Genomic DNA, 17,331 nt, shown 5'->3' on the forward strand with positions numbered 1-17,331 from the left:
GGTAACCGGAAGAAAAGCCGTTAGCACAGAAAACCGGCACAAACAGATTGAACGTTCACTTTTATCTGCTTGTGCCGATATTTATACGGAAATCGGCTCACAATAAATGATGTTGTTTTAGAGTTATCCCCACCATTGATGGCTTAGCCATAAACAAGCGGCAGCAATAATCCCTGCGATCACATCATCAATCATGATGCCAAAACCACCGTCAACTTTCTGATCAAACCAGCGAATCGGCCAAGGTTTGAGCATATCGAAAAAACGGAACAGCACAAAACCGGTCAGTACCCATTGCCATGTCATTGCAGGCAGTGCCAGCAGGGTAATAAACAAGCCGACAAACTCATCCCACACAATTGCACCGCTGTCGTGCACCTGCATGTCATCGGCCGTTTTGCCGCACAGATACACGCCCAGCACAAAAGCCAGCGTCGTCAGTAACAGATACACGGGCAGTGACAGGTGCGACAGCAACCACCATACCGGCAGCGCAGCCAGTGTTCCCATCGTACCGGGTATAATCGGTGATAACCCGCTGCCAAACCCAACGGCCAGAAAATGCACCGGGTTACTCAACCGAATTTTATCGATTCCCTCACGCATTGCTCTCTCCGAAATGATCAAAACCACGCGCACTGATATCAACAGGCTGGCCATTTTTGGTGAACTCAAGTTTACCTACCTGACCGGATATCTGCCCGATACAGGTATAACTCACCCCCACATTGGCCAACGCCGAAACCAGACGGCCGCGATTAACTTCAGGTACAGTAAAGCACAATTCGTAATCTTCTCCACCGCTAATCGCCCAAGTTACCGCCTGTTCAGGTGAAACCACGGCCAGCAACTCTGCCGAGAGCGGAAGTTTATCAAGCTCAACCTTCGCCCCACAGGCACTTCGATTTAGGATATGACGCAGATCAGACGCTAACCCGTCAGATAAGTCCAAACACGCAGAAGCAATACCCACCAGTGCCTGCCCGACCAAAATACGCGGGGTTGGCCGCAGGTGGCGTGCAAGCAAAGCTTGTTGAATGGAGGCCTGCTCAGGCTTATCAAGCTGTAATTGCTTGAGTAAGATAGCCAAACCGGCGGCACTATCACCGAGTGTTCCGGTGACATAAATCCAGTCTCCGGCACTTGCACCGCTGCGCGTCAAGGCTTTGCCGTAAGGCACTTGTCCGTGTACGGTGAGCGTCAGGCTGAGCGGGCCTTTGGTGGTATCACCACCCACCAATTGCAGGCTGTAGTAATCGGCCAAGGCAAACATACTTTGGCTAAATGCGGCCAGCCATGCCTCTTGCACATCGGGAAGGGTTATCGCCAGTGAGAGCCAAGCCGGCGTTGCCCCCATGGCAGCCAAATCGCTAAGATTGACCGCCAGCGCCTTATGCCCCAAATCTGCAGGGTTAATATCAGGCAGAAAATGTGTTCCGCAGACCAGCGTGTCAGTGCTGACCGCCAGTTGCTGATTCTCTGCCAGTGTCATCAGGGCGCAATCATCGCCAATACTGAGTTGAACATCTTTGCGCGATGCTCGATCACGCGTGAAATAGCGCGCAATCAGTTCAAATTCACCACAAGCCATAATAAATTACAGTATATCGTTGGAATAAAAAAAAGGCCGGCAAAGCCGGCCTTCTCAGGATTATTTACGAACCCGTGGCGCTAGCTTATCCAGCACACCGTTGACAAACTTGTGGCTGTCTTCAGCGCCGAACATCTTGGCCAACTCAATTGATTCGTTGATCACCACTTTGTATGGCACATCTTGACGCTTTGTCATCTCGTAAACAGACAAGCGCAAAATAGCTTTTTCAATCGGGTCTAACTCATCAACTGGGCGGGAAACATGCGGAGCCATCACACGATCCAACTCTTCGTGATGCAGTGCCACACCGACCAATAGATCGCGGAAATAGGCAATATCCGTGCCTTTAACATCCTGATCCGTCAGGAACTGTAACTCTACATCGGCAACATCGTTCTTGGAAATCTGCCAGGAATAAATGGCTTGTACAGCACATTGGCGAGCACGACGACGTTCAGCTGGTTTCATGGCGGGTTTCACGCTTTTCCCCTCAGGATTTTAAATTGCATTCAATACGTTAACCATTTCCAGCGCAGTCAGAGCAGCTTCTGCACCCTTGTTACCGGCTTTCGTGCCGGCACGATCAATGGCTTGTTCAATGGTTTCGGTCGTCAGCACGCCGAAGGCAACCGGAATATCAGATTCCATCATGACCTGAGCTAAGCCTTTGCTACACTCACCAGCAACATATTCAAAATGAGCTGTGCCACCACGGATCACGGTACCCAGTGCGATAATCGCATCATAGTTGCCACTTTTCGCCAAACGGCGGGCAACCAGCGGCAGTTCATATGCGCCCGGCGCACGAACTAGCGTGATATTATCATCTGCAACCTGACCGATGCGTTTGAGTGCATCAACAGCACCATCTAACAGGCTTTCATTAATAAAACTGTTAAAACGTGCAATCACAATGGCTACACGAGCATTGGGTGCAGCAACTAAGCCTTCAATTACCTTCATGATCCTTCCTGTTGCTCATTCCGGCTGACGATAAGGCGCCGGATTCTATCACAGTATTAGCCAGTGTGCAGAGCTTGCTCAACCACACTCGACAGATTCGCCCATTTTATAAACAAAACGAGCATAATAATGCCTGTTAGCGCAGAAAACCGCTGCGAGCCAGCAAATCCATGCTAATTCCATTCGGCGCAGACGGGGTGCTGCTATTTGCTGCGTTGTCACCAAGCATTAAGCGCTCAAGGTAACGGGCTAGCATATCCACTTCCAGATTAATTTTACTGCCCGCCAGCCATGCATGCGTGGTGGTTTCCGATTGTGTATGAGGCACTAGCGTGATTTTAAAACGATCACCGTCAACTGCATTGACCGTTAAACTGATGCCATCAAGTGTAACAGAGCCTTTTTGCACGATATAACGCGCCAGCGCAACGGGAACTTGCAGCCAAAACTCAATGGCTCGCCCTACTGCGGCTCGTGAAACAACCGTTGCAACACCATCAACATGCCCACTGACCAGATGCCCACCTAAACGAGTATTGAGCGTTAACGCCTTTTCCAGATTAAGTGATTGCCCAGCCTGATAGTTCGCAAATGCGGTACGTTGCAGTGTTTCTACCGATAAATCAGCTTGATAGCCATTTTCCAATACACGGACAACGGTCAGGCAAATGCCGTTGGTAGCGATACTGTCGCCCAAACGCACATCGGATAAATCCAGTTTACCACTGTTTACGGTAACGCTGATATCATCACCTTTGGGTGTCAGTGCAGTTAGTGTACCTACAGCTTCTACAATTCCTGTAAACATGCATATTACCTGTCTAAAAACAGCCCATGTTTGGGCATGCGCTTTGCTACAAAACCCATCATGCAAAACCCTATTGATTTTTAATACTGGGGTTTCAAAATCAAACGTAGATCATGTCCAATCGGCTGTACATCACTGAATGTAAAACGCGGAGCTTGTGCCAAACGGATCAGGCCCGGTAAATGGCACAACCCTTTCGCCGCATCACCGAGCAGCATCGGGGCAACATACACGACCAGCTCATCAACCAGCCCAGCTTCAAACAGTGCCCCAACTAAAGCCGGCCCTGCTTCCACCCAAACATGGTTAATCTGCTGACGCCCCAGTAAAAGCATTAAGGTGACTAGATCAACCCGCCCTGTGCTATTGGCAGGAATTTTCAGTTGTTGTACGTTATCAGGCCACTCGGTTTCCGCCGCCAAAGAGGTGCGGGCTAAACAGACCGGCCCATCGAGTGAAACTAATTGATGCTGCGGTGTAACCTGATTGCGGCTATCCACCACCACGCGTAGCGGCTGGCGCAGATTTTCTACCGGATAGGCCTGCTGTATTTTTGCATCAAGCTCTGACCAGCGCACATTCAGCGAAGGGTTATCTGCCAACACCGTACCACTGCCAGTCAGAATAGCACCCGCTTGCGCGCGAAACGTCTGCACATCACGCCGCGCTTGTGGGCCAGTAATCCACTGGCTTTCGCCAGAGGCCATCGCCGTTCGGCCATCGAGTGAGGCGGCCATTTTCACTTGAATATAGGGGAATCCGGTACGCATGCGTTTGAGGAAACCTTTATTCAAGGCTTCTGCTTCCGCCATCAGTACACCATGCTCAACCTGTATGCCGGCTTGTTGCAGTTTATACAAGCCGCGACCGGCAACTTCCGGGTTCGGATCTTGCATTGCAGCCACAACTCGCTGAATACCAGCCTGAATCAGCGCATCAGCGCACGGCGGCGTTCGGCCATGATGGCTGCAAGGTTCAAGCGTCACATAGGCAGTTGCACCGCGCGCGCGCTCTTTGGCCATGCGCAGCGCATGTACTTCTGCATGAGGCTCTCCGGCGCGGTAGTGATACCCTTCGCCGACAATCTGGCCATCATTAACAATGACACAACCCACATTCGGATTCGGTGCTGTTGTAAAGCGCCCCTGTTTTGCCAGTTCAATGGCTCGGGCCATGTAGTGAAGATCGCGCGCTGAATCGTTCATTGTGCAGGCTGTCTCTGAAATCTGTTGTGATATTTTACTGCAATATCGGCAGTTGTTTTCATTATTCTGAACATAAAGGAAAACACCCCCGTGGCAGTATACCTTTGCATTGCCGTGGCCCGTATTGGCTATGCCTGTCGGTTTAGACAAACCGAGAAGCCAATACGGGTCATGGCACTGAACACATGTTACTTGAACAGAGTGAAACGGTAACGCCTATCAATCAATGGTCGGATGCTGGGCAACCAAATGCTGTTTTTGTGCGCCTAAATCAGCAAGTTGCTCGTTAATTGCGTCAATTTTTTGTTCGATAGTATCGTATTGCTCTTGCAGCAACTCTTTGGCCTCTTTTTTATCTGATGCCGCAGGTGTTGCACCTTTAAGCGGCTTATTGGCCGTCTCTTTCATCAAAATACCGGTCAGCAAACCAATCACCGCAATCACCATCAGATAATATGCCGGCACATACAAGTTGTGTGTCATATCCACTAACCATGCCACTATGGTGGGGGTTAAACCGGCAATCAATACTGAGATATTAAATGCAATCGCCAGAGCACTGTAACGGATCTCAGTCGGGAACATGGCGGGCAGTGTCGATGCCATCACACCGGTAAACGCATTTAGTAGTACCGCCAAAATCAGTAAACCGATAAAAATCAGTGCGATTTGGTTGCTGTTGATCAGCATAAAACAGGGCACAGAGAGCAGCAATAACCCAATGCTTCCACCCAAAATAAACGGCTTTCGGCCAAACTTATCACTGAGCAGCCCAATAATCGGCTGCACAAACAACATACCAATCATAATCGCAATAATTATCAGTATGCCATGATCTTCTGAATAGTGAAGATTATGTGAAAGATAACTCGGCATATAGGTAAGAAGCATGTAGTAAGTCACGTTCGTGGTAATCACGATACCGACACAGGTCAACAGGCTTTTCCAGTGCTTACTGGCAATCTCACGAAACGGGACACGCTTTGGCTCGGCCATTGCGCTGAGCGGCGAGCCATTTTGTGCGGCAACCAACTGTTGCTGGGCATGTTGTTGCTCCAGCTTTTCGGTATGCTGCTGAAATGCCGGAGTTTCATCCAGCGCATGGCGCAGATACAGGCCAATCACACCGAGCGGTAGAGCAAGGAAAAACGGCAGACGCCAGCCCCAGTCAAGAAAGTTCTTCTCGCCCACACAGGCTGAGATCAGCACAACGACACCGGCTCCGGCAACAAATCCGGCAATAGAGCCAAAATCGAGCCAGCTGCCCATAAAGCCGCGCTTTTTATCCGGCGAGTACTCGGCAACAAAAATGGCTGCGCCAGAATACTCTCCGCCGACAGAGAAACCCTGCACTAATTTAGCCAGTAACAACAAAATCGGGGCCCAGATACCAATGGTGGCATAGGAGGGGATCAGACCAATACAAAAGGTGCTGATTGACATGATGATGATCGTAACAGCCAGTACCTTTTGCCGGCCAAACTTATCACCCAATGCACCAAAAAATACGCCACCCAGTGGGCGAACAAGGAAAGGAACAGAAAATGTCGCCAGTGCGGCGATAACTTGCAGACCGGGCGCGGCCCCCGGAAAAAAGACCTGACCGAGTGCATATGCAACAAAACCATACACCCCAAAGTCAAACCACTCCATTGCATTACCTAATGCAGCCGCAGTAATTGCCTTTTTTAATTTAGCATCATCTATTATCGTAATATCTTGAATTTGTAGCGGTTTTATACGTTTTTTTCGTAATCTCATTGAGATTTGACCTCTTTTACAGCACAAACTAATACTTAATTTGAGGGTTCTCTCCCTTTACGCTCAGGCGATAAAGAGTACTGTATGAAGTCACATATATCAAATTTGTTACCCGTTCATATAAAATAGCGGTCATAAAAAAACCGCCTTCCGGCGGTCTTTTAATCTTGTAAACGGGCGATCTCTTCACCAAATTCGCGTACATCTTCAAAGCTGCGATAGACCGAGGCAAAACGGATATACGCCACTTTATCGAGCTGTTTTAAGGCATCCATCACCAAGCTGCCGACCATTTTTGCCGGCACTTCGCGCTCACCGGTTGCACGCAAACGGCTTTTGATGTGGTTCAGCGCTTTTTCAACATCATCGGCACTGACCGGACGCTTCTCTAGCGCCTTGAGCATACCGTGACGCAGTTTATCTTCATTAAACGGCTCACGGGTTTCATTGCTTTTGATTACCCTTGGCATCACCAGCTCGGCCATTTCAAAGGTGGTAAAACGTTCATTGCACTCTAGGCATTGGCGACGGCGGCGAACTTGTGTGCCATCTGTCACCAGCCGTGAATCGATCACTTTGGTATCCACAGCAGAACAAAAGGGACAGTACATACGGCCTCCTGTAAACAAACGCAGGCTGACTTACGGTTATAGATCCCCCTAGTGTACTCTGAGCATGGCAAAAGGGGCAAAAATAACCGCCCCACATTGCTCATTGACGATACCATAAGGCTGAAACAATAGAGGATTACTGCTCGCTATCACCATATGCAGCCAGTGGAACACAGGCACAAAACAGGTTTCTATCCCCATAAACATCATCTAAACGCTTTACGCTTGGCCAGTATTTATTTGCGCGAACTTGTTCTGTAGGGAAAACAGCCTGCTGACGTGAATAGGGGTGCAACCATGCTTCATCCACCAAATCATCTTGTGTATGTGGCGCATTCACCAGTGGATTATCGGTACGCGGCCATACTCCCTGCTCAACTTGTGCAATTTCGTGGCGAATCGACAACATCGCCTCGATAAAGCGATCAAGCTCAGCCTGTGATTCTGATTCTGTCGGCTCTACCATCAGTGTGCCGGCAACCGGAAATGACATCGTCGGGGCATGAAAACCATAATCAATCAGCCGTTTGGCAATGTCCATTTCGGTGATACCCGATAGCTCTTTCAGCGGACGAATATCCAAGATGCACTCGTGGGCCACCCGCCCGTGACGGCCGGTGTACAGCACTTTGTAGGCAGAACTTAAACGCTCAGCAATATAGTTGGCGTTCAAAATGGCCACTTCGGTAGCATAACGCAGCCCCAAAGAACCCATCATGCGGATATACATCCAACTAATTGGCAGGATAGAGGCCGAGCCAAACGGTGCGGCAGAAACTGCACTGGTGGCATTCACCATGCCATCAAGTTGAATAACACTGTGGCCAGGCACAAACGGAGCAAGATGCGCTTTAACCCCTATCGGCCCCATTCCTGGGCCGCCGCCGCCGTGTGGAATGCAAAACGTTTTGTGCAAATTGAGGTGTGATACATCAGCACCGATATAGCCGGGAGTCGTCAGCCCAACTTGGGCATTCATATTCGCACCATCAAGGTAAACCTGCCCGCCAAACCCATGTACAATTTGGCACGCTTCGCGGATCGTCTCTTCATACACACCGTGAGTTGATGGGTAAGTGACCATAATGCAGGCCAATCGTTCGGCCACCTGTTCGGCCTTACTACGCAAGTCAGCCAGATCAATATTGCCCTGTTTATCACAAGCAACGACCAACACCTCCATGCCTACCATCTGCGCCGAAGCTGGGTTTGTGCCATGTGCAGAGCTTGGGATCAGACACACATTACGCTGTTGCTGGCCCTGCGCATTCAGATAACGGCGGATGGCAACCAATCCGGCATATTCGCCCTGTGCACCCGAGTTCGGCTGCATACAGAGTGCATCATAACCGGTCAGGGCAATCAGCCAGCGTGAGAGCTGGCCAATCATCTGCTGATAACCCTGCGCCTGATCCGGCGGGCAAAACGGGTGCAGCGCAGCAAATTCCGGCCATGTCACTGGGATCATCTCTGCTGTGGCATTAAGTTTCATGGTGCAAGAGCCGAGCGGGATCATCGCCTGATTCAGCGCTAAATCTTTACGCTCTAAGCGGTGAATATAACGCAGCATGTCGGTTTCACTGTGGTAACGTGAAAACACCGGATGAGTCAGGATCGGAGTGCTGCGCGGCAGTAACAATCGCTCGTCTGACTGTTCGAGTTGTTGATCCTGTGCATCAACATCCAACTCAAGAGCACCATTTCCGGTAATAATCCGGCAGAGCAGTTGAATATCTTGCAAGGTACTGGTTTCATCGAGCGTAATACCGATAGCCTGCGGTAAATCAGCACGTAAATTTACTTGCTGGGCATACGCCCGTGCCAGTATCTGTGATGCATCGGCACACTCGACCACCAATGTATCAAACCAGTGCTGATGCCGTAACGGGTAGCCCAGTTGCATAAGAGCCTGTGCCAGTAGCGTGGTCAATCGATGTATCCGGCGGGCAATACGTTGCAACCCGTGCGCACCGTGGTAGACGGCATAAAATCCGGCCATATTGGCCAGCAATACCTGTGATGTGCAGATATTTGAGTTGGCTTTCTCGCGCCGAATATGCTGTTCGCGGGTCTGCATAGCCATACGCAGTGCGGTATTACCACGCGCATCGCGCGATACACCAATCACCCTGCCGGGCATGGCGCGCTTAAAGCTGTCACGCGTGGCAAAAAATGCGGCATGCGGGCCACCGTAACCCATCGGCACGCCAAAACGCTGGGCCGATCCGAAGACAATATCCGCGCCCAGTGCGCCGGGGGATTCAAGCAACACCAGTGCCAGCATATCGGCCGCCACACTGATCACAATATTTTGCGCCTGCCAGCGGGCAAACTGTTCACGATAATCGGCAATATTGCCACTTGAGGTGGGATATTGAACGAGCACACCAAACAGATCATCGTACTGCGAGGTGTCAGCCAGAGAGCCAACCGTTAAGGTAAAACCAAAACCCTCGGCGCGCGTTTTGAGTACATCAAGTGTTTGCGGATGGGTGTCTTCCGACACAAAAAAGCGGTTTGCGCCTTTACGCTTGCTTAAACGCGCACTCATTGCCATCGCTTCAGCAGCGGCGGTAGCCTCATCAAGCAGTGATGCCGAGGCAACATCTAATCCGGTTAAATCAAGGGTGAGTTGCTGAAAATTGAGTAGCGCTTCTAAACGGCCCTGCGATACTTCCGGCTGATAGGGCGTATAGGCGGTATACCAGCCCGGATTTTCGAGCACATTGCGCAGAATGACCGGCGGAGTGATGGTTGCTGTGTATCCCATCCCGATAAAGTTCTTAAAAATTTTGTTCTGCTGTGCCAATACCCGCAACTCTGCCAGAGCCTGATTTTCATTCACGGCACTGACCGTTTGCGGCGCGGCAGTCAGCAGGATATCAGTAGGTACAGTCTGCTCAATGAGTTCATCTAAAGAGCGAAGTTTGAGCGCGGCAAGCATCTGCTTTTGCTGCTCAGCATCAGGGCCGATATGGCGGCGCACAAATGCCTGAGAATCATCGAGCGAAGTCAGCGTAAACGTCATTATCAAATCCCTGAAATGCGATGTCAAAATGGTAGGCTGCCGTGGCAAGCCACGACAGCAATCAGTGCGGTGAGTGGGAAAATGCACTCATGTACACTCATCTCAGAAGCGTGAATTACTCTTCATCTTCTTCACCATCATCAGCAGAGACCATTTGCTGATACCCTTCGGCATCCATGAGCTCATCAAGCTCTTCAAGGTCATCAAGTTTTATCTGAAACAGCCAGCCATCACCGTATGGATCATGATTCACACGATCAGGAGCATCAGTGAGATCGTCGTTAACGCTAATAATTTCACCCGTCAGCGGAGAGTAAATATCGGATGCCGCTTTGACCGATTCGGCAACAGCACAATCATCACCCGCATCAACCTGACTGCCAATATCCGGCAACTCGATAAAGACCATATCGCCAAGCAGTGCCTGCGCATGGTCAGTAATACCAACGGTGTAGCAGCCGTTACCGTCATCACGAACCCACTCATGGGTGCCGGTGTACAGTAATTCAGAGGGAATATGGCTCATGAGAACATCCTTTTATACGCGTGATAATAAAATCATGTTTAACGAAATGAGAATCAGATAACGCCTATCAGCGCTACCCATGTATTAGCAGATAACCCGATGCGTTAGCCGATCACGGCCTTGCCCTGACGCACAAATTGTGGTGCAGTGACGGTAACTGGCATTTCTCGGTTTCGAATCAATACAACTGCCTGTGCACCAATTCCGGCGGGTACACGGGCCAGTGCAATACTGCATCCCAATGTGGGTGAGAAACTGCCACTGGTGATCACGCCTTGTTGGGCTATGCCCAGATTATCGACAAAATGAACCGTCTGGCCGTGACGCAGCACCCCTTTTTCGCGCATCACCAACCCAACCAGCCGCTCATGCCCCTGCTCTTGTTGGGCTATCAATGCACGCCGACCAATAAAGTCACGGTTTTCCGGTGTCAGGCTCACGCACCATGCCATATTGGCGGCCAACGGGCTGACGGTTTCATCCATATCCTGCCCATACAGGTTCATACCCGCCTCAAGACGCAGTGTATCGCGCGCGCCTAATCCGCACGGCTGTACGCCACGGGCCAGTAATTGCTGCCAGAGAGTATCAACCTCAGTATTCGGGATTAAGATCTCAACCCCCTTCTCACCGGTATATCCGGTAGTGGCGATAAACCATGAACCGTATTGCTGACCAAAAAAGGCCGACATCGCGGTAAATTGTGCCTGTTGGTCATCCGGTAACAGTGCGGCAACATGCGTTAAGGCATCCGGCCCTTGCACTGCCAGCATAGCCAGATCATCACGTTCAGTGATCTCAATATTGTATGCCTTCGCTTGCAGACCAATCCAAGCCAGATCTTTTTCGCGGGTGGCAGAGTTCACTACTACACGGAAAAAGTCTTCTTGCAGGAAATAGACGATTAAATCGTCAATCACGCCGCCATATTCATTTAACATGCCGCTATATAGGGCTTTTCCTGTTTGCGTCAGTTTTGCCACATCATTAGCAAGTAAATAGCGCAAAAACCGGCGACACTGTGGGCCATGTAAGTCAAGAACGGTCATATGTGAAACATCAAACATACCGGCACTGCGGCGAACATGGTGATGCTCTTCTAGTTGTGAACCGTAATGCAGCGGCATATCCCAGCCATGAAAATCAACCATTTTGCCGCCGGCGGCAAGGTGTTGTGCATAGAGAGGGGTACGGTTTGCCATGCTCGCTATCCTTAGTATGTATGCCGTTAAAATCAGCGGTGATGCCGTAAATACCGCGGCAGGCTATGCGATATAGTGTTTTACACGGCTCAATGCTGACAAAAGATAGAATTTAATTAACAGGATAAAAACAGTTCACTTGCACTATTGTTGCAAAATACCACAACAATATGTATGCAAAAAGTGAAGAAATGAGAAGGGTGAATAGAAAATAGACAATCGAAGTTAGAAAAAACGTAGCAGCTTGGATGGCAGTAGCTTAGATATCAGGAGTTTAAATATAAGTACGTGACTGACTCACAACAATTTGTGAGTCAGTCACAATCTATCTACACAAGTATTCGTAGCCGTTTACAGCGCTGCTTGGTAAATCCGGCGGCTATCCTCTAAACGGATATCTTTATGCTCGCCAAGCTTGCTCATTCCGTGCTGTTTGAGTTTATCAACCATAGCCGGAATAGTGCTGCCATCAAGGCCGTAATCTCGTAAGTGTGTTTTTAGCCCCATCTGTTCAAAGAACTGGCGGGTTGCGGCAATAGCAGCATCAATGCGCTGCTCATCACTGCCTTCATGTATCCCCCAAACACGCTCTGCGTATTGCAGCAGTTTAGCGTGTTTAGCAACACGTTTTTCCTGCAACAGCACCGGCAAAATCACTGCCAATGTCTGAGCATGATCAATGTTGTGCATAGCGGTCAGCTCATGCCCTAACATATGGGTTGCCCAATCTTGTGGTACACCAGCACCAATCAAGCCATTAAGCGCCATTGTCGCGCTCCACATAATATTGGCGCGTACTGCGTAGTTTTGTGGCTCAGCCAGAGCTCGTGGGCCATCTTCCACCAACGTTTGCAGCAAGCCTTCGGCAAAACGGTCTTGTACTTTGGCATCAACCGGATAGGTCAGATATTGCTCAATAGTATGCACAAAGGCATCAACAACACCGTTGGCTATTTGGCGCTCTGGCAGAGTGTAGGTAATTTCAGGATCGAGCACTGCAAATTTTGGCATCACCAACGGTGAGAAAAAGTGCTGTTTATCACCCGTACTGCGGCGGGTAATCACCGCGCCCATATTCATTTCTGAACCAGTTGCCGGCAGTGTCAGTACAGAGCCCATTGGGATGGCCTGTTTAATATCACTGCCCACTGTATGCATGATATGCCACGGGTCGCCAGCGTAATCGGCTGCAGCGGCAATAAATTTGGTGCCATCAATCACCGAACCACCACCAACAGCCAGCAGAAAGGTAATTTTTTCGTTACGAACAAATTCAACGGCCTGCATCAGCGTTTCATACGAAGGGTTTGGCTCTATTCCCCCAAACTCCAGCACATGCATACCGCTCAGTGCCGCATGCACCTGATCAAGAACGCCAGAACGCTTAGCACTTCCACCACCGTAGGTAATTAAAACTCGTGCATCTGCCGGAATAACATTACGCAAATGGGCAATTTGTCCTTTACCAAACAGCACTTTTGTTGGGGTATGGAGCGTAAAATTTTGCATAAATATCGCCTTTAAATCCGAAGATGAGGGTTTGAATCACCAAACCTACAGCCGCCAGACAGCAGCGCTGCCATAACGGATTAACCTGCTAATATTCTCGACCCATTTCCCCAAGGGTGCAACACAACATCAGTGCAATGTTACAAAACCCCGACAAATAACAACCACGCAGTGCACAACTCAGTATAGTTTCAACAGGATAAAATAGTGGCTAATATCTAACATTGGCCACTACCTATAAACTGATATCTTGTATCATTTTTTTATTTTTGATGGGTCTGGTTACTCTCAGGTAAAACGGTTAACCAGACTTTTTCACCTGCCTTTGCATTTATTGTCATCATATAACTGGCCCATTCATGTGTATTTAAGTGGTAGATTTTTCTTCCCTGCTCTGGGCATGAGTAGTTCTCAATGTTTTCGCCAACAATATCACCGCCTTTAATCGCTAAGGTGACATCATCATTGACCATCACAACAAACTTCTCATCCCAATGTATTGTGGCAATTTGCAGGTAGTGCTCACTGCCGGTTGCGGAAAATTGATGAGAAAAACCTTTATCAAGCGTTACCTCTACTTGTGCCGCTTGGTCAGGGGTATTGGAGTAAGCTGCATAGTTCTCTGGCTGTATCTGACACGCTTTTTTATAATCTTCACTGAAATACTGATTTCTCGCTTCAGAGATTTTTTTATCTTTACTGGTCTGAGCCAATGCAGGTTGGCTGCTTAACACCAGCGTTAACAAAATAAACAATGTATTGCGCATGAATAGATCTCCTGTTTATGGGCGATGTTGGTATGGGGGAATGCATCCTACTGGGTCATTTTTATTTTTTAACTTTACTGACTGACAAAAAGGGGAATCTTTATTGGTATAAGTTTTGGCATCAGGCACTTTCAGTGCATAAAAAAAAGCCAGTAAGGCATTTTTATCTTCTACAGATAAAACAAAACCCCGTATGAGAGGATGTTTATTTGCATGTAATGCACCGTCTCCCTGATTTTTTCCTAATGTGATTTTCCTGCCACCGCGGGCATAGCTATCCAAGACCGAACCTAGCGATAAAAAACTGCCATCGTGCCCCCAAGGGCCGGTTTCAGTAATATTAACCAAAGAGGGAATACGAAATTTACCCTCATCATTTTTATTTCCTGAGGCCACACTCAAGCCTTGAAAATCGGCAGAATAGTGGCGAACGCCGGTGTTTTCTTTTATTCCATAAAGCCCTGTATTGGCATAAAAAACATCCACTTTTGTTGACGGTTTATTCAGCAATTCACCACCATGACACTGGCTACAACCGAATGTTGTACTGGAAAAAAGCGCCGCACCTTTACGCTGTTCTCTTGTTATTGCGCGGGTATCTCCGGCAAGATATTGGTGCCAAGGCGTGTCAATAGAACGCAGCGTACTCACATATTTTGTTAGTGCAGCAATAACGCGCTGAACAGTGATGTGTTGATCCTGATACGAGGCATTAAACAGCGGTAAATAGAGATCGCCTGCTTGTTCTAAGCGTTGGACCAGTAAGGTGGGAGTCATCCCCATCTCTTTAGGGGAGGAAGAGAATAACGGGCGGATTATCGCCGCTTCTAACGCGACAATATCAGGTGTGCTTTGGGTAAAATACCGATAACCAGCCACATTCAGCAATGAGGGTGTATTAAGGCCATTCGTGCGCCCCGTTACATCAGGCGTACGGCTAAAACGGTTGGTCCAGCCTAAGTCGGGGGCGTGGCATACTGCGCAGCTTCGGTTACCTAAAGAGGATAAACGAACATCATTAAACAGATATCGCCCCAACTCCTCTTCAGCAGACAGCGTTACACCAGAACCCGAACTGGCCCACACACTAAAAGATGAAAAAAATAACAAAAAGAGTAATGGCATTATATCTCATCAAAAAATGGCCACTTAATCAGTGGCCATAGCATCATATATTTATGAAGAAATATTACTTAACCAGAGTCCACGCTTGATCCCAAGCAAAACCAACTCCTGGCTCGTATGCATTGTTGTTAGAAGTCCACTGCTGGCAATAACCTGAGTATGGCCATGGCTTACACTCATAAATCTTGCCATCAGTGCCCTTCACTTTGGTACCGGCAACATAACTCTTTAATCCATCAGGGAAGACGTAGTCAAAATCACCGGTTGCAGGTGGAGTGTCATTAACAACTACACCAAAGGAGTACATATTGCTTTCAGACTTACCTTTTTCATTCGTTACAGTGACATTTACATTGTAAATACCCGGTTTGTTCACCGTGATATTTTCAGAAACACCATTGTCAGAAACTGGCCCCTGCAATACCTGAACTGGCTCTTGATTTGCAGCACCCACTTCTTTTACTACGGCAGTGTAGTTGTACTTGCCAATTAAACGTACCTGCTCTGTCACGCTAAGTGAGAAAGGTACAGATAGAGGTTGGTTAGCCACAAACTCATAAGTTTCCTTATGGTTTGTCCAGTTCATGCTAAATGTCACTTCCGGTGTTTCATTGCTGTTGCTTTCAATCAGATGTGACCAATCTTTACCCGTGAAGTGAATATAGTTCTGGGTTGGATCAGTATTATTAAGTGTCACTTCGTAATCTGAGTTAACTTCCCCTACTTGGGCAAACTTACTGGCAGAGGTATGTTTATTAATTGCCGCTCCCAATTCAATTTTCCACTTATCATTGACAATATTCTCTGCCGTAATATCTAGAGGAATCTTAAATTGTTCAGTACCCTTATCCATAAGGCGGGCAATGACTGTATAGCCGACATCAACTGCTGTTTGTGCTGATGCAAAAGGCTCACTTGCCTGCCACGGCCCCTCAACCGGCGGTTCAGTGCCGCCCTCATCTGATTCAACAATCACATTTGCACAGCTATAAAAAGCTTCCTGACTATCCCATTCATCTCCTCGAGGATCACCCAGCACATCATGCTTTTTATTCGAGGGATCTTGACGCTGCCATACTTGGAATAAAATGCGCTTACCCGTTTTATCTGCCGGCCATTTCACTTTATGGGTATATTGCCCATCCTTAAGGAACACACCATTTGAATCAATGACATCAATACGCTCTAAATCAGCCCAGGTAAGTTTATCGGTATCTGGATTGAAACCATCTCGAGTGACAAAGTAATCCCAGTACCATGTTTTGTGACCAGCAGTGATTGTATATTGAATGTCAATTATTCCCTGTGCATTACGCTTAAGCTTCGTTGCATAACGCTGAGTAGAAGGAACATCAAGTACATCAAAAGCGCCACCCATTGATGCAGAACAGATTTTTCCATCCATCAGAACCGCTTTATGATCGCCTGCAGCATTACCTTGACGGATCCCCATTTTTTCACTGCTAACAGTCCCATTACAAAGCTGTGAATTGCTTGTCGAACCCACGGAACAACTATAAGCATAATCTTGAGGGGCGGTCATATAGCCATGCGCATTAACATTGGCAGAGATTAATGCGACAGTAAGAGACGATAATGTAAATAAAATAGGCTTTAATTTTTTCATTGCTAAACTTCCATTTTCTATTGTTTTTTTATTTTCACTTACACCCAGCCAAACAAAATATTGGATTTGAATATGTGACAATTACCTATTCTAGGTAAAGCACTAGGCTGTTAGGTGCGCTATTGTTGTCAGGTGAATAATGCAAACTTCTTGTTAAATAGAACACTCAGACTTGAAAGATAACTCTTTCTCCAATATACGAAGAAGTGTTTTATATCCTGAGTCTTCAATATGAATATTATGATCTGGCATTTTCTTTTGCACATGAAGAAAAATGAAAATAACAAGTTAACTAACACACTGTATTTTTTAATTGCATGCCAATTAAAATCAATAGCTTAATCACTTTTATTTTTTCAAAAAAATAGAGTGTGAAATAATTTTTATACTTTTAATTGCTTACAGTCAGCACCCACTGCAGAAATTAAATCACAGTGTTTTATTTAAAACTTAATAATGAATTTAATTACCAAACAAAATGTAATGAAAATATAAAGTAAACAACTTGACGGCTTTTCAATTTCATTAAGAAACGGATCATTTAAAAATAAAAACAATCTGTTTTGAATAAACAGCCGGATCTCTTTAGCATATAAAGTACATGC

Annotated in this window: 15 protein-coding genes; all 15 read right to left on the bottom strand. The window is 47.6% G+C overall.

Going from position 1 to position 17,331, the window contains the following annotated elements; translation table 11 throughout:
* Window positions 1–123: 123 nt before the first annotated feature.
* Window positions 124–606, bottom strand: coding sequence for a phosphatidylglycerophosphatase A (pgpA, locus tag AC1HDJ_RS12115; RefSeq protein ID WP_479536020.1), 483 nt, complete (start codon window positions 604–606; stop codon window positions 124–126).
* Complete coding sequence (thiL, locus tag AC1HDJ_RS12120) at window positions 599–1,591, bottom strand: thiamine-phosphate kinase (protein ID WP_479536021.1); 993 nt, start codon at window positions 1,589–1,591, stop codon at window positions 599–601. The genes pgpA and thiL overlap by 8 nt, the downstream gene beginning before the upstream one ends.
* 60 nt (window positions 1,592–1,651) lie before the next feature.
* Window positions 1,652–2,062, bottom strand: coding sequence for a transcription antitermination factor NusB (nusB, locus tag AC1HDJ_RS12125; protein ID WP_438623729.1), 411 nt, complete (start codon window positions 2,060–2,062; stop codon window positions 1,652–1,654).
* Between the two features lie 30 nt (window positions 2,063–2,092).
* Window positions 2,093–2,557 carry a 6,7-dimethyl-8-ribityllumazine synthase gene (ribH, locus tag AC1HDJ_RS12130; RefSeq protein WP_438623728.1) on the bottom strand — a complete coding sequence of 155 codons (465 nt, stop codon included), beginning with the start codon at window positions 2,555–2,557 and terminating at the stop codon, window positions 2,093–2,095.
* Window positions 2,558–2,693: 136 nt separating this feature from the next.
* Window positions 2,694–3,365 (bottom strand): riboflavin synthase, encoded by a 672-nt coding sequence (locus AC1HDJ_RS12135; RefSeq protein WP_479536022.1) that lies wholly within the window; start codon window positions 3,363–3,365, stop codon window positions 2,694–2,696.
* An 80-nt stretch (window positions 3,366–3,445) separates the two neighbouring features.
* Entirely contained in the window at window positions 3,446–4,570 is a 1,125-nt protein-coding gene (ribD, locus tag AC1HDJ_RS12140; protein ID WP_479536023.1) for a bifunctional diaminohydroxyphosphoribosylaminopyrimidine deaminase/5-amino-6-(5-phosphoribosylamino)uracil reductase RibD, read from the bottom strand.
* Between the two features lie 219 nt (window positions 4,571–4,789).
* Window positions 4,790–6,331 (bottom strand): glycine betaine/L-proline transporter ProP, encoded by a 1,542-nt coding sequence (proP, locus tag AC1HDJ_RS12145; protein ID WP_479536024.1) that lies wholly within the window; start codon window positions 6,329–6,331, stop codon window positions 4,790–4,792.
* A gap of 161 nt (window positions 6,332–6,492) precedes the next feature.
* On the bottom strand, window positions 6,493–6,942 hold the full coding sequence (nrdR, locus tag AC1HDJ_RS12150; RefSeq protein WP_479536025.1) for a transcriptional regulator NrdR: 450 nt from the start codon (window positions 6,940–6,942) through the stop codon (window positions 6,493–6,495).
* Between the two features lie 136 nt (window positions 6,943–7,078).
* Complete coding sequence (gcvP, locus tag AC1HDJ_RS12155) at window positions 7,079–9,970, bottom strand: aminomethyl-transferring glycine dehydrogenase (RefSeq protein ID WP_479536026.1); 2,892 nt, start codon at window positions 9,968–9,970, stop codon at window positions 7,079–7,081.
* A 115-nt stretch (window positions 9,971–10,085) separates the two neighbouring features.
* Complete coding sequence (gcvH, locus tag AC1HDJ_RS12160) at window positions 10,086–10,496, bottom strand: glycine cleavage system protein GcvH (RefSeq protein ID WP_479536027.1); 411 nt, start codon at window positions 10,494–10,496, stop codon at window positions 10,086–10,088.
* A 104-nt stretch (window positions 10,497–10,600) separates the two neighbouring features.
* On the bottom strand, window positions 10,601–11,698 hold the full coding sequence (gene gcvT / locus AC1HDJ_RS12165) for a glycine cleavage system aminomethyltransferase GcvT (RefSeq protein WP_479536028.1): 1,098 nt from the start codon (window positions 11,696–11,698) through the stop codon (window positions 10,601–10,603).
* Between the two features lie 351 nt (window positions 11,699–12,049).
* The gene (gene yqhD / locus AC1HDJ_RS12170) at window positions 12,050–13,207 is read right to left on the bottom strand and encodes an alcohol dehydrogenase (protein ID WP_479536029.1); all 1,158 of its coding nucleotides are present in this window, start codon (window positions 13,205–13,207) and stop codon (window positions 12,050–12,052) included.
* Between the two features lie 263 nt (window positions 13,208–13,470).
* Window positions 13,471–13,974 carry a hypothetical protein gene (locus AC1HDJ_RS12175; RefSeq protein WP_479536030.1) on the bottom strand — a complete coding sequence of 168 codons (504 nt, stop codon included), beginning with the start codon at window positions 13,972–13,974 and terminating at the stop codon, window positions 13,471–13,473.
* A gap of 15 nt (window positions 13,975–13,989) precedes the next feature.
* Window positions 13,990–15,099, bottom strand: coding sequence for a cytochrome-c peroxidase (locus tag AC1HDJ_RS12180; RefSeq protein ID WP_479536031.1), 1,110 nt, complete (start codon window positions 15,097–15,099; stop codon window positions 13,990–13,992).
* Window positions 15,100–15,163: 64 nt separating this feature from the next.
* Window positions 15,164–16,807, bottom strand: a complete 1,644-nt coding sequence (locus AC1HDJ_RS12185) for a lytic polysaccharide monooxygenase (RefSeq protein ID WP_479536032.1) — start codon at window positions 16,805–16,807, stop codon at window positions 15,164–15,166.
* Between the last annotated feature and the right edge of the window lie 524 nt (window positions 16,808–17,331).

The sequence above is a fragment of the Plesiomonas sp. ISS29 genome (assembly GCF_056522795.1).

Coding starts and splice junctions, on each gene's coding strand:
- pgpA (WP_479536020.1), bottom strand. CDS start 606: ATGCGTGAGGGAATCGATAAAATTCGGTTGAGTAACCCGGTGCATTTT.
- thiL (WP_479536021.1), bottom strand. CDS start 1,591: ATGGCTTGTGGTGAATTTGAACTGATTGCGCGCTATTTCACGCGTGAT.
- nusB (WP_438623729.1), bottom strand. CDS start 2,062: ATGAAACCAGCTGAACGTCGTCGTGCTCGCCAATGTGCTGTACAAGCC.
- ribH (WP_438623728.1), bottom strand. CDS start 2,557: ATGAAGGTAATTGAAGGCTTAGTTGCTGCACCCAATGCTCGTGTAGCC.
- AC1HDJ_RS12135 (WP_479536022.1), bottom strand. CDS start 3,365: ATGTTTACAGGAATTGTAGAAGCTGTAGGTACACTAACTGCACTGACA.
- ribD (WP_479536023.1), bottom strand. CDS start 4,570: ATGAACGATTCAGCGCGCGATCTTCACTACATGGCCCGAGCCATTGAA.
- proP (WP_479536024.1), bottom strand. CDS start 6,331: ATGAGATTACGAAAAAAACGTATAAAACCGCTACAAATTCAAGATATT.
- nrdR (WP_479536025.1), bottom strand. CDS start 6,942: ATGTACTGTCCCTTTTGTTCTGCTGTGGATACCAAAGTGATCGATTCA.
- gcvP (WP_479536026.1), bottom strand. CDS start 9,970: ATGACGTTTACGCTGACTTCGCTCGATGATTCTCAGGCATTTGTGCGC.
- gcvH (WP_479536027.1), bottom strand. CDS start 10,496: ATGAGCCATATTCCCTCTGAATTACTGTACACCGGCACCCATGAGTGG.
- gcvT (WP_479536028.1), bottom strand. CDS start 11,698: ATGGCAAACCGTACCCCTCTCTATGCACAACACCTTGCCGCCGGCGGC.
- yqhD (WP_479536029.1), bottom strand. CDS start 13,207: ATGCAAAATTTTACGCTCCATACCCCAACAAAAGTGCTGTTTGGTAAA.
- AC1HDJ_RS12175 (WP_479536030.1), bottom strand. CDS start 13,974: ATGCGCAATACATTGTTTATTTTGTTAACGCTGGTGTTAAGCAGCCAA.
- AC1HDJ_RS12180 (WP_479536031.1), bottom strand. CDS start 15,099: ATGCCATTACTCTTTTTGTTATTTTTTTCATCTTTTAGTGTGTGGGCC.